The organism is Rhizobium terrae (assembly GCF_003425685.1).
Classification (GTDB): Bacteria; Pseudomonadota; Alphaproteobacteria; order Rhizobiales; family Rhizobiaceae; genus Neorhizobium; species Neorhizobium terrae.
The window spans coordinates 255,280-268,667 of the sequence record NZ_QJKM01000005.1 but is presented as its reverse complement, the minus strand read 5'-3'; the positions used below and the strand labels follow the sequence as shown (position 1 = coordinate 268,667).

General features: G+C 62.5%; 10 protein-coding genes. 2 read left to right on the top strand and 8 right to left on the bottom strand.

The window, feature by feature from the left end; all coding sequences use genetic code 11:
• The first annotated feature begins 231 nt into the window (after positions 1-231).
• Together DMO26_RS11370 and DMO26_RS11365 are read left to right on the top strand one after the other, a co-directional pair.
• Complete coding sequence (locus DMO26_RS11370) at positions 232-825, top strand: TetR/AcrR family transcriptional regulator (RefSeq protein WP_117192160.1); 594 nt, start codon at positions 232-234, stop codon at positions 823-825.
• 406 nt (positions 826-1,231) lie between these two features.
• A complete protein-coding gene (locus tag DMO26_RS11365) occupies positions 1,232-3,175 on the top strand; it encodes a HAMP domain-containing methyl-accepting chemotaxis protein (RefSeq protein WP_117192159.1) in 1,944 nt (647 codons plus the stop codon).
• Positions 3,176-3,187: 12 nt separating this feature from the next.
• On the opposite strand, the gene DMO26_RS11360 is transcribed toward DMO26_RS11365, so the two are convergent.
• From DMO26_RS11360 to DMO26_RS11320, 8 genes are all read right to left on the bottom strand, one after another.
• Positions 3,188-4,036 (bottom strand): helix-turn-helix domain-containing protein, encoded by an 849-nt coding sequence (locus tag DMO26_RS11360; protein WP_117192158.1) that lies wholly within the window; start codon positions 4,034-4,036, stop codon positions 3,188-3,190.
• Positions 4,033-4,398, bottom strand: coding sequence for a nuclear transport factor 2 family protein (locus tag DMO26_RS11355; RefSeq protein ID WP_117192157.1), 366 nt, complete (start codon positions 4,396-4,398; stop codon positions 4,033-4,035). Before DMO26_RS11355 ends, DMO26_RS11360 begins: the two co-directional genes overlap by 4 nt.
• A gap of 191 nt (positions 4,399-4,589) precedes the next feature.
• Positions 4,590-5,201, bottom strand: a complete 612-nt coding sequence (locus tag DMO26_RS11350; protein ID WP_117192156.1) for a LysE family translocator — start codon at positions 5,199-5,201, stop codon at positions 4,590-4,592.
• Between the two features lie 284 nt (positions 5,202-5,485).
• Positions 5,486-6,904, bottom strand: coding sequence for an FAD-binding oxidoreductase (locus tag DMO26_RS11340; protein WP_117192155.1), 1,419 nt, complete (start codon positions 6,902-6,904; stop codon positions 5,486-5,488).
• A 186-nt stretch (positions 6,905-7,090) separates the two neighbouring features.
• A complete protein-coding gene (locus tag DMO26_RS11335) occupies positions 7,091-8,464 on the bottom strand; it encodes a M20/M25/M40 family metallo-hydrolase (protein WP_117192154.1) in 1,374 nt (457 codons plus the stop codon).
• A gap of 1 nt (position 8,465) precedes the next feature.
• Complete coding sequence (locus DMO26_RS11330) at positions 8,466-10,502, bottom strand: hydantoinase/oxoprolinase family protein (RefSeq protein WP_205421198.1); 2,037 nt, start codon at positions 10,500-10,502, stop codon at positions 8,466-8,468.
• A complete protein-coding gene (locus tag DMO26_RS11325) occupies positions 10,489-12,354 on the bottom strand; it encodes a hydantoinase B/oxoprolinase family protein (RefSeq protein ID WP_226951265.1) in 1,866 nt (621 codons plus the stop codon). Before DMO26_RS11325 ends, DMO26_RS11330 begins: the two co-directional genes overlap by 14 nt.
• Positions 12,351-13,358 (bottom strand): NADPH:quinone reductase, encoded by a 1,008-nt coding sequence (locus DMO26_RS11320; RefSeq protein WP_117192152.1) that lies wholly within the window; start codon positions 13,356-13,358, stop codon positions 12,351-12,353. Before DMO26_RS11320 ends, DMO26_RS11325 begins: the two co-directional genes overlap by 4 nt.
• Positions 13,359-13,388: the final 30 nt, after the last annotated feature.

The following is a 13,388-nucleotide window of genomic DNA, read 5'->3' as shown; positions in this document are numbered from 1 at the left end:
CTGCCATCGTCACGGAAATGAGGTATTCTGGTTCTACAAGCCCCTGGTCGACGGCCGACCGAGCGCTATATCGGTTTTTCTCCACGGGACGCGCCGAGACGATTTCGGCATGACATCCTGCAAGCTTCTGGATTAAGAAGTGGAAGGCACTCCAGATAAACGGAGGCGCCTCCGATTAAACTAATGGCTTGTTGCTTTTCGTCAAGCCCCGACTTTCATTGGAGCAGAATTTTGGCCTCGGCCGAACCCAAGACGATACCGTCCGCACCGACCAGGCTTCGCGCCGATGCCCGCCGCAACCGCGACAAGCTCGTTGAAGTGGCGGCGGCCGCCTTTGCGGAAAAGGGCGTCGAGACCTCGCTGGAGGATATAGCGCGGCAGGCGGGCGTCGGCATCGGCACGCTCTACCGGCATTTTCCAACCCGCGAGCATCTGGTCGAGGTGGTTTATCGCCGCGAGCTCGAAAGCCTTGGAGCGGCTGCAGCCGAACTTTCCGAAAAACACCCGCCGGATGTGGCGCTGGAGGAATGGATGCGGCGTTTCGTGGGCTATATCGCCACAAAACGCGGTATGTCGAACAGCTTACGCATTCTGATGACATCCAATTCGTCGCTTTTCGCCGAGGGCTTCGGCCAGGTGCGCGGCGCCCTCGAAAGCCTTCTGAAGGCTGCCGGCGAAAAGGGCTATGTCCGCACGGACATCGATACGGCAGACCTTATGCACGCCCTCTCGAGCATCTATTCCATTCCCGAATCGCCGGAATGGCGCGATCGATCCTATCGACTGATCGGGCTGCTGATGGATGGTCTGCGCGCCGCGAGGTAGCGTTTCGAACAAGGTGCGCGCGCCGGCGAAAAACAGGCGGCGGAGGCCTCCGAAGGCAAGATTTCGCATACAGCCTGAACGGGAAATTAATCTGTCTGAGATTGACAGGCAGCCTGCCACCTGTCGATCGCGATTCTGAATATTTCCGTTGGAAAATAACAGCATACCGGCGGAGATTTATGGCATTTCGACCGCTGAAATTATCGAAATCCATTTTATAATATCAAAAACTCAATCTGTCGTTAAAGAGTTTCACCTAGCCTCAGGGCATCGCGCAATCGCCGTCCGGTGTGAGCGCAGGAGCCGGTATGATGCCGGTTCTTTTTCCCACACTGCCAGATATCAGATCTGCGCGTGAAAAACGCGTTGCCTCATCCGAGGCTTCATCATTCCGGAGCCGAACCTCATGTCCCGTCTCTCCATTCGCAGCTCGCTCATCGCCGTCTTCGGCGCGATCGCGGCGCTTATCGCCGTTCTTGCCTGGGCGGCTATCTCTTCGCTCTCCAACGTTGCCGGCAATCTCAATACGATATCCAAGGATTCGCTGCCGAGCGTTCAGGCGTCCAAGAATATCGAGACGGCCATTCTCGGCATGACGGTCGCCTACATGGGACATCTGACGACGACTTCGGATTTCGGCATGGAGACGGCTGAAAAACTGATCGCCCAGCAGTCCGACACGCTGAACAAAGCTATCGAGACCTATAAGCCGCTGATCTCGAGCGACCAGGAGCGCCAGTTCGTCGACCAGATCACCGGCGGCGTCGAGAAATACGTGGTCGCCGGCAAGAAGATGCTGGACTTCTCCCGCAAGGCGTCGGATGCCCGCGCCCGTGTCGAGATGGAGAAGATGCGCATCACCATTCAGCCGGTCATGGAAGCCGTGGGCAAGCTGGTGGCGCTGAACGCCGACGCCGCTGCCGTCGAATCGGCGAAGGCTGAGGTGACCTACTCGACCGCGCTCACCACGATGGAAATCATCCTCGGCATCGTTTCGCTGCTGATCGTCGGGGCCGCCGTTTATGTGCTGACCGGTATCGCCCGTCCGATCCAGAAGATCACCGCCTCGATGAGCAATCTTGCCTCTGGTGACACGGCGACCGAAATTCCCTTCGCCGGCCGCAAGGACGAAGTCGGCGCCATGGCCGGTGCCGTGGAAGTCTTCCGCCAGGCCGCGATCTCCAACCGGCAACTCCAGGAAGAAGCCGAAGAAGCCCGTGCCCAGGCGGAAGCCGATCGCGTCCATCTGCAACAGGAAGCAGAAGCTGCCGCCCAAGCCCGCCTTCAGGAGGCGACCTCCGGTCTTGCCGCGGGTCTGCGCCGCCTCGCCGCCGGCGACCTCGCCTTCCAGCTGACCGAGCCTTTCGCGCCGGATTTCGAAGCGCTGCGCGAAGACTTAAATTCGGCCGTCTCCCGCCTGGGTGCCGCCCTTTCGGAAGTCGCCGGATCGGCCCATTCGATCGACAGCGGCTCGCGCGAAGTCAGCCAGAGTGCCGACGATCTCTCCAAACGGACCGAACAACAGGCTGCCTCGCTCGAAGAGACCGCCGCCGCGCTCGACCAGATCACCGCCAATGTTTCGAATTCCTCGAAGCGCGCCGACGAGGCCAAGGCGATCACCCTGGAAGCCAATGCCAGCGCCGCCCAGTCGGGGGCCGTCGTCGCGAATGCGGTGGATGCGATGCAGCGCATCGAGCAGTCGTCCAGCCAGATCTCCAACATCATCGGCGTGATCGACGAAATCGCCTTCCAGACCAATCTCCTCGCTCTGAATGCCGGCGTCGAAGCGGCGCGCGCCGGCGAAGCCGGCAAGGGTTTCGCGGTCGTCGCCCAGGAAGTCCGGGAACTCGCCCAGCGCTCCGCAAATGCCGCCAAGGAGATCAAGGACCTCATCCGCAAATCCGGCGCCGAGGTTCAGAACGGTGTGAAGCTCGTTCGCGAAACGGGTGACGCGCTGAAGACCATCGAAGGCCACGTCGTCACCATCAACGAGCATATCAACGCGATCGCCACCGCTGCCCGCGAACAGTCGGTCGGCCTCGCCGAGGTCAACTCGGCTGTCAACCAGATGGACCAGGTGACCCAGCAGAATGCAGCGATGGTGGAAGAGACCAACGCCGCCGGCGCCAACCTCGCTTCGGAAAGCACCAAGCTGCGTGAGCTCATCACCCGCTTCAAGCTCTCCGAGACCGGCCAGCGCACCATCACTCGTCCGGTAGCAGCTCCGCGCAACGCCGCTCCGCAGGAATCGCCGGCTCGGCGCCTGGCCCAGCGGGTCGGCAGGTCCTTCGGCGGCGGTGCTGCAGCCGCTGCCGCCGCACCGACGGAATCCCAATGGACCGAGTTCTGAGCGGATTGAATTTCACCCGCTGAACTCATCCTCGATTTTCGGCGGCCCGGCTTCTGCCATCTGGCGCAGGAGCCGGGCCGTTTCGTCATTGGCGGGAAAGAAGGATTCGATCGCCAGTTCCGAAAGCGTCACGTCGACCGGAGTGCCGAAGACCGTGGTCGTGGAAATGAAGGACAGAAGCCCCTTTTCCGTTCTGAGTTCCATCGGCACCGCGATACCGGCATAATCCCGGTTCGAGATCGACAACGATCCGGCAGGCACCGGATAGTCGCGCAGTTCCTTCAGCAGGCTCTCGAGGAACCGGTCACCGGTTGCAGCGATCTGCTGCTGCAGGTTCTCCAGAAGATGGTCCCGCCACTCCGGAAGATTGGCGATCTGCGAGGCAAGCCCGCCGGGGTGCAGGCTGAGCCGCAGGACGTTCACCTGCCCTTCGAGCAGAGAGAGATCGGCGACGCCGGCGAGCAGGGGCGCGACGGCACCGTTCGCCGCCACCAGCGTCCAGTGCCGGTCGATGGCGAGCGCGGGAAACGGCTCATGTCCCTTCAGCACCATGTCGATCGCCCGCCGGGCCGGAGCCAGCATCGGATCGTCCAGGCGGCGTTCCACGAAAGCGGGCGCGAAACCGGCAGCGATCAGCATCGGATTGCGTTCGCGGAGCGGTACGCCGAGCCGCTCCGCCAGATGCAGCAGCATGTCCCGGCTCGGGACCGACCGGCCGCTCTCGATGAAGCTCAGGTGCCGCTGCGAAATATCAGCTTCGAGCGCCAGATCGAGCTGGCTCATGCGCCGGCGGCGTCGCCATTCGCGCAGGAAATCCCCAAGGGGACGAACGGACGGGCGGGCGGAGGCGAGCACCGTCATGCGACAGCCGGAACCTGATCGAGGAAACCGTGAACGGCCTTCAGGCGACCGTTCTCCAAAACGGCGAAATCGGTGCCCTTGACGATCGGTTCCGCACCCTCGGGCCCGAGCCCCCAGGAAAAGCGCAGGTTGTCACCATACCCGTCGGCTCTGCCGATCAGCGTGAAGCGGAAACCGGGAAAGCGGGCCTGCACGCCTTCGACGAGGGCGCCGATATGCTCGTGGCCCTCGCCGCGCATCAACGGATCGACATAAACGGCATCTTCCGTCCACGCCTTCGAAATCATTGTCCTGCGGCGCTCTGCATCGGTCTCGTTCCAGATGGCGAGATAATGTTCGGCCTTGATGTTCGCATCGGTCATGTCTTCATCTCCTTTGTCGTCCTGTTCGTTCAGGCAGGGCGATCATGCGGGAGGAGCGGCATGGTCTCAATTATGCGGCAGGTAATAAAAATGAGAGCCGCAGTGGCGGAATCATGTCGTCTTCTCGGGTCGGGGCCGGATCCGGGCCTCACGGTTCCCTCTGTCACGGAAATCCGGCATAAACCCGCACATCAGCGCTCTGCAAGCGCAAGCCGGGCGCCGAGGAGAACGAAGGCACCGGCGAAGGCGCGCCGCATCCAGGCCAGGATAGCCGGTCGCGAGATGATGTGATTGCGCACCGCAGCGGCGAACAGTCCGTAGATCACGAAGACACCGAAAGTCATCAGCATGAAGACGAGGCTGAGCTCGGTCATCCGAATAACAGGCGCCGCTTCGCCTGGGCCGACGAACTGCGGCAGGAAGGCAAAGAAGAAGATCGACAGTTTGGGATTGAGCACATTGGCGAGGATCGACGAGACGATGACCTGCCATGCGGATTTCGGCACGTTTTCGGTCTCGACGGTCAGCGCGCCCTTTTCCTTCAACACCTGCCAGGCCATGAACAGAAGATAGGCGACGCCGAGATATCTGATGGCTTCGAAGGCGAGCGCGCTGGCATGCAGTAGCGCCGCCAGCCCCGAGATCGCCGCCGCCATATGCGGCAGGATGCCCAGCGTGCAGCCGAAGGCGGCGACAATGCTCGCCCGTGTCCCGCGCGAGAGGCCCGCAGCGAGCGTGATCAGCACCCCGGTGCCCGGCGAGGCGACGACGATGAGGGACGTGATCAGGAATTCCACACTCATATTCGATCCTTTCGGGTTTTCGTCCGGACCTACCGAAATGAGCCGCAATGATCTTGAACGAAATTGCAGGCAGGCGATTGCCTTCGTCTGCCAAGGCCCCTATCGTCCCGGCATACTTTCATGGACCTGCCAATCCGCCTTTCGGCCGCGCCGTCTGCGATGCGGGCCTGAAAGCCCATTCGGTCGACAGCAGCCTGCCAACGATCGAATGCCCCGATCTCAAATTCGCCAGCGCCTCGGACGAGCATCGCAAAATCGAAGGCCCGAACGATACGCGGCGGCATTCAGCAAGGCTGATCGACAATAGAAGCCGGCGCTTCGAAGACCCTGCCCCGATTGAGGATGTAGTTGGGGTCGAAGGCGATCTTCATCCGCTGCATCGTGGCGATCTCTGCCGCACTGCGAGCGTATTTCAGATAACGGCGCTTATCGGTACCGATACCGTGTTCCGCTGATACCCCTCCGCCAACCCTGGCGATGCCTGAGAAGATCACCTCCGCGACCTTCTCGTAGGCATTGGTGAACATGCAGTAGTGCAGGTTGCCGTCGCCCAGGTGGCCGAAGACATAGGTCTGGTTATCCGGGTCGATCTCCTGGATCGCCGGCTTCACCGTATCGAGAAATTCCTGCATGCGGCCGAGCGGCACCGAAATATCGAAGCCGACCATCACGCCGTTACTGAACAGGAAGTCGTTGATGCCGTCGCGGATCGCCCAGAGAGCGGCAGATTCCCGCATCGAATTAGAAAGCACGACGTCGGTCGCAAGCCCATCCTCCAGCGCCTGTGCCAAGGCAGCCTCGAAACGCTCGTTATCCTGTTCCGGCGACTGGCCCTGAATCTCGATCATCGCATACATGCCGGCGCCGGTTTCGACCGGCGGGCGGATGCCCATGTAGCCGACCGTCTTTTCGTAGATATTCGGAAAGATCGCCTCGAAGGCGGAGAGAAGTCCGGAAAGTTCGACCCGGAGCCGTGCCAGAAGCTGCTGCGCCGCCGCAAGCGAGGGCAACGCGACGAAGGCGTTGCGCTCGATCTTCGGCTTCGGATGCAGTTTCAGGCAGGCGCGCGTGACGACGCCGATCGTGCCTTCGGTGCCGATGAAGAGCGGGCTCAAGTTATAGCCGGAATTATCCTTCAGCAGGCCTTTCAGCGAAGACAGGATCGTGCCATCCGCCAGCACCGCCTCGACACCCATGACCTGCGCCCGGTACATGCCGTACCGCAGCACACGGATGCCGCCGGCATTGGTGCCGATATTACCGCCCACGGTCGCCGTGCCGCGGGCGCCGATATCGACGCCGAAATAGAGGTCCGCATCCTCCGCCGCCTGCTGGACGAGCTGCAGCGGCGTTCCGGCGCCGGCAATCAGCGTCTGCGCTGCGGCATCGATCGATTCCACGCCGCTCAAACGCTCGAGCGAGAGCGACACTTCGCCGGCCAAGGGGCGGGAGGCTCCGGAAAGGCCGGTCCGGCCGCCCTGTACGACGATCGGCTGCCCGATCTCGCTGGCTGCGGCGAGAATGATCGAAACGTCTTCCGTATTGCGCGGACGCAGCACCGCCAGCGGCAGCGCACCGCGTGCCGTCGCATCGGCTGCATAACCCTCGGAAATCGCGCTGCCGACAAGGATTCCGGCAGCATCCAGCTTGCCTTCGAGACGGGCGATAAATTGGCTGACGCGATCGGACAAGGACTTCTCCATAACATGTCTTCTGGATCGTCGACGCTGTGCGCCGACTGATTGCCCGCATCTTTTTCTCTTATTCGGCCGACTTGCAAGCGCAGTTGCGTTTGCAGTCAGCCATCGGGCCTGGATTTGGGAAGCACATGCTTTCGCACGTCACGAGAGGAAGAGCTCATGAACTGCAGCTTTAAGGAGCCATATCAGCTATACCTTCATCTCCCCCAACTTCGAAAGTAGCGCCGCTCCCGTCTTGATGCCGTCGATGAAGAGGCCGATCTTCAGGTTCTCGTTCGGCGCATGGTTCGCCTCGTCCGCATTGGCATAGGGCACCACGAAGGCAGGTTTTTTCAGGATTTTGGTGAAGACGTAATCCGGCAGCGAGCCGCCGACGGTAGGATAAAGCAGCGGTTCGACGCCGCGGGCCGCAACGATCGCGTCCCGGATGACCGCGGCGAACGGATTGTCCATCGGCGTCTTTGACGGCAGCATGGCGTTCTGCGGCACGAATTCCACATCCGGCGCGTGAGCGGCGACATGCGCCCTGACCTTCTCGAACACGTAGTCCGGCGTCAGACTTTCGACGAGGCGGATGTCGCACTTGGCAAACGCCTCGCAAGGCAGAACCGTTTTCTGGCCCGGCCCGCCGTAACCGCCCTGCAGACCGTTGATCGTCAGCGTCGGATAAAACATCAGCCGGTCGAAATAACCGCGGTCGAGCGGCTGGTCGAGTTCCTTGATGCCGAGATCGGCCTTGATCGCATCGAGGTCGAGCGGCAGCTTGTCCACCGCATCGCGTTCCATATTGGTCGGCGGCACGACGACATCATGCAACCCGTCGATGGTGATCTCGCCGCGGTCGTTCTTCATGGTGGCCAGCAGATGCACCAGCTTCCAGATCGCATTCGGCATCACGCCGCCGAAATTGCCGGAATGGGCATCGCGATTGGCCGTCTTGCAGCGCAGCTCGAAGGACGCGACACCGCGCACGCCAAAAGTGATGATCGGCATATCCGATTCATGCAGCGGACCGTCGGAGGTGACGACAAGGTCGGCATCGAGCTTGTCGGCATGCTCGGCGACGAACTCGGCGATATGCGGACTGCCGATTTCTTCCTCGCCTTCCAGCAGAAAGATGACGTTGCAGGGCAGCTCGCCGGTCACCTTCAGATGCGATTCCAGCGCCATGAGCTGGGCAAAATGCTGACCCTTGTTGTCGCCGATGCCGCGCGCATAGATGCGGCCATTGCGGATGGTCGGTTCGAAGGGAGGGCTATCCCACAGATCATAGGGCTCCGGCGGCTGAACGTCGTAGTGACCGTAGAGCAGCACGGTCGGCTTGCCCGGTTGCTTTTCCATGCGGCCGAGAACCATCGGGTGGTTTCTCGTCGGGATGGTCGTCGCTTCCATGCCCATGCCGTTCAGCATGTCGACGAGGATGGCCGCCACCTCCTTGATGCCGTTGTTCTGGGCGCTGATCGAGGGATGGCGGACATAATCCATCACCCGTTCGATGAAGCTTTCGCGGTTTTCCTCGATATGCGCGAAGACGCGTTCCAGATCGGTTTTGACTTCGGTCATATTACGCATCCTGCTTGCGGGTCAGAAGAAGGGCACCGGATTGATGCACAGTACCGGTCCAGCCGGGCGCGACAAGCGTCGTCGTATCGAGCTGGGTGAGGATCATCGGGCCTTCGAACGTCGCACCCGCACCGAGCGTCGAACGGTCGACGACCGGAACGCTGGCGATGCCACTTTCGAAATGCACCGGCGCGTGGTCGAACGGCGTGACATCAGTGCCAGCCTCCAGCTTTGCCGGCGGCGGTTCGATGGTGACACCGGCGGCTTCGACACGCAGCGTCACGAGTTCTATCGCCGTATCCAGCGTAAAGCCGTAAAGTGCCTTGTGTTCGGCGGCAAAGGCAGCCTCGATCGCCTCACGGGTCTCGCCCCACGCAACGGCAAGTTCGCCGCCCTGGCCGTGATAGCGCAGCAGCGCCACCGTCTGCACACGACGGTCCTTTTCGGAAACGCCTTCCGTCTCGAACCATGCCGTCGCCTGGCTCTTGAGATCGGCGATGATGCCGTTCGCCACGCCGACATCGATCGCACCGGCCTTCGGCATGGTGCGGCTGAACTCGGCTTTGAGATCGGCGGCAAGCAATCCGTCCGCGCAGAGAATGCCGGGGGCCGGAGCGATCAGGACACGGGTGATGCCGAGCAGTTCCGCCAGCGCGCAGCCATGCAGCGGGCCGGCGCCGCCGAAGGGCATCAGCGTGAAGTCGCGCGGGTCATGGCCGCGTTCGACGGAAACGACCCGCACGGCGCCCACCATATTGTTGTCGACGATAGCGAGGATGCCGCGGGCGGCAGCCGCCGTCGAAAGGCCGAGCGGGCCTGCGACCTTGTCGTCCACCACTTTGCGGGCCGCCTCGACATCGAGCGCCATGCGGCCGCCGAGTAGTTTCGAGGGCAGATGACCGAGCACGACATGCGCGTCGGTCACCGTCGGGTTCTGGCCGCCATGACCATAGGCCACCGGCCCCGGACGGGCACCGGCACTCTTGGGGCCGACGGACAGCGTACCGTCGGCCACCTTGGCGATCGAACCGCCGCCGGCGCCGATCGTCACCATGTCGACCATCGGCAGCGGCAGTGGCCATTCGCCGACCTTGCCGTTCTGGGTGAGCCCGATCTTGCCGTCCTTGATGAGGCAGATATCCGCACTCGTGCCGCCGATATCGACGGTGATGATGTCCTTGATGCCGCAGGCCGCCGCGACCGAGCGCGCACCGACCACGCCGGCGGCAGGACCGGAAAGCGCCGTCAGCGCCGGCGCCTGGCGGATGGTCGAGGCGCCCGCCACGCCGCCGTTCGACTGCATCAGCAGCAGCGGCGCGGCGACTTTCTCGTCCTCAAGCCGCTTTTCCAGCCGGCCGACATAGGTGGTGACGCCGGGCATGACGGTGGCATTCAGCACCGTCGTCAGCGTCCGTTCAAATTCGCGAACGACCGGCAGAACGTCGGTCGAAGTGGTGACGGCGAGATGCGGCAGTTCCTCGCGCAGGATTTCTGCGGCACGCTTTTCATGCGCCGGGTTGGCGAAGGCATGCAGCAGGCAGATGCCAACCGCTTCGACATCCATGCCGCGGATAGCTTCGGCCGCCTTGCGAACGCTTGCCTCGTCCAGCGCATCGACCACGGCGCCACCGGCGGCGATACGCTCATCGACCTCGACGATGCGCGAGGCCGGCACCGGCCGCTCTGGCTTCACCCAGGTATAGAGGTTCGCCTTGCGGGGAATGTCCTGACGGCCGATCGCCAGCACATGGCGGAAACCGCGCGTGGTGACGAGCGCTGTGCGGGCGCCTTTGTCTTCCAGGATCATGTTGGTGGCGACCGTCGTGCCGTGCAGAACCTGCCCCAATGAAGCCGCCTCGCGGCCCGCATCGACCAGCGCCAACCGGATGCCGTTGAGGAAGGCTTCCGACGGATCCGATGGCACGCTCGGCGTTTTCGCCCGCCAGACCTTGCCGGTCGCGCGGTCGAGAAGGGCGACGTCGGTGAAAGTGCCGCCGATATCGACTGCGACAGACAAGGAATTCTCAAGCGAGGACATCGACATACTCCTGACGATGGAATGCACGGGTCGCGGGACGATTGGCGCGGAGTGCCACTGTCGCCGCTTCATCGATCTTGTTGCCGTTCATGACGACGCCGTAGAGTTTTTGAGCCGCTTCGGCGCTGACGAAACCGCCGAGCACGTCTTCCAAGACGGCATCGAGCTTGCGGTCGTACGGATGGCCGTAGCCGCCGCCCCCGCCGGTCTCCATACGCAGGATGTCGCCCTTGACGAGCTTGTTGCCGTCCGAAAGCGGCGCGAGAATGCGCTGATCAGGCTTGCCGGGATTGATGGTGACACGCCCGGTACCGCCGCCCATGCCGCCATGGATGCCCCAGGGCGGGTTCTTGACGCTGTCGATGCGCACGGCAAGCATCATATCCTCGGCGAGGATCTCGTATTCGCGGATGATGCCGCAACCCCCACGATACTGGCCCGCGCCGCCGGAATCCTTGACGACACCATAGGTCCTGAGCCGCACCGGATAACCGACCTCCAGGAATTCGACCGGATAGTTCTCCTGCGCCACGAAATAGACCGCATCTATGCCATCCGCGTTCGGCCGCGCGCCGTAACCCACACCGATGCCGTCGGCGAGCAGGAAGCGCTTCAGATCCCCGGCATCATCCCTGTAATTGCCGCGCATGATGGTGATGACATAGGCCGAGTTCGCAGCCGGCGCCTTGCCGCCCGCCGAATTAATCAGGCCGTTCAGTGCCGACAGCACGCGCATCATGGTGAGACCGCGCATGCCGAGCGAGGCCGGGAAATTCGGCTGCAGGAAAGAACCCTGACGCAGCTTCACGTCGTGCAGGGCCTGCGGACCGCCGGCATTGCAGACCTGCGCCGGATCGCCACCGAGATAAAACAGGCCGAGCGCCATGCCAGGCACGCCACGGTTCATCAGGAAATTGACCGGACCCGGCGCCTGGTCGTCGCTCTCCGTCGCGTCGAAGGTGAACCAGTCCTCACCATCGGCACCCTTTTCGCGGGTCAGTGCGAAACGCATCTTGAACGGGCCGTTTCCATGGCCGTCCGTATCGATCGCGTCGGTGAAACGATGCGTGCCGTAGTCAAAGGTCTCGGCAAGCTTGGTGCGCACCAGCTTGCGGGTGCGGGTGAGCAACTGCGCCAGCGCATCCCCGACGACGTCGGAACCGAACCGGTCAAGGATTTCGCCGATGCGCTTCACGCCCACGTCGACGCTCGCCATCAGCGCCCGCATGTCGCCGATGCTCTGTTCTGGGAAACGCGAATTGCGGTGGAAGATATCGAGCGTCGCCTCGTTGGTGATGCCGCCGTCGATCAGCTTGGTGACCGGAATGATGATGCCTTCCTGATAGATGTCGGTGGCATCCGGACTGATCGAACCCGGACGCATGCCGCCGATATCGGCGAAATGCGCCCAGCTCATCACGAAGGCGCATCGCCTGCCGTCCTTGAAGACCGGCGCCAGCAGCACCTGGTCGTTGGAGTGGGAGACGGCGCCGCGCGAACCGTAGCAGTCGTTATACCAGTAGAGATCGCCGGGCTTCATCGTGTCGGCCGGGAACTTGTCGAACACCGGCCCGGTCATGTCACCGAACACCGGCACCATCGAACCGACCGCCATCACGCCTTCGCCGTCGAAAAGAGCGGTGTAAAAATCCTTCTTCTCGCGAATGAAGGCGGAAATCGCGGTGCGCTCAAGCAGCGCCTCCATTTCCGACTGGGCGGCGGCGATAGCGCCCCGGATGATTTCGAGCGAGACGGGATCGCAGACGGTCCCTTCCGGTTTCGTACGCTCTTGAGGATTGTACATGTTGATGCCCTCTGTGAATGCCTTGGAAGAGGTGGAAGGAGGCGTCATGCGGCACCTCCGATCAGAACGACGACATTGCCGAGGCTGCCGCGCTCGACGCGCTCATGGGCCTTGGCGATGTCGTGAAGTAGAAATGTCGTGCCGATCGCGACCTTGAGTTTGCCGGCGCCGGCCATCTCGGCGATCATGTTTTCGCCGGCCAGCCGCTGGTCTTCGGGGATCAAGAAACCCTGAATGAAACGCAAGTTGGCGCCTTTGCTGGCAAAGGCGTAATATGGAAGCACGGGCGTCGGATTGCTGCTCGACGAATAGGCGGCAACGATGCCGTTGCGCTTCAGGACCGCCGCGTCGAGTTCCAGGTTGGCGCCGAAATCCACCTCGACGATGCGATCGACGCCCTGCCCTTCCGTCAGTTCGAGGATACGCGCCGCAACATTCTCCTTTTTCCGATCGATGGCGGCGAAAGCACCCGCATCCATCACATGTGCGGCGGCCTCTAAATTGCTGACCGTGCCGATCACCCGCGCGCCGCTGGCGGTCGCCATCTGCACGGCGAAATGCCCGACCGAGCCGGCTGCACCATTGACGAAAATCGTCTGACCGGCGACCGGACCATCGGCGAAAACGCAGCGATAGGCGGTCATCGCCGGCACGCCGAGATTGGCACCATCAGTATAGGTCAGGCCATCTGCAAGCCTCACCGCCTGATGCGAGGCAATCGCAATGAATTCGGCGGCAGTGCCGAAAGCACGGCCCGCTTCGCCGTATCCGCCTTGCGCATTCCACATCCACACCCGCTCGCCGACGCGAGCAGGATCGACGCCCTCGCCGACGGCAACGATCTGGCCGGCGCCGTCCGTATGCGGAATGACCAGCGGATGATCCATGCCAATGCCGCGCCACCCGCCGCGCCGCTTGACGTCCGCCGGGTTGATGCCGGATGCATACACGCGCACCAGCACCTCGCCGGGGCCGGCGACGGGCGCAACCATCTCGCCGACGGAGAGAACCTCCGCGGCGGGACCGGTGCGTGTGTAGGTGGCGGCTAACATTCTCAGAACTCCGATCAGAACAGGTGGCCC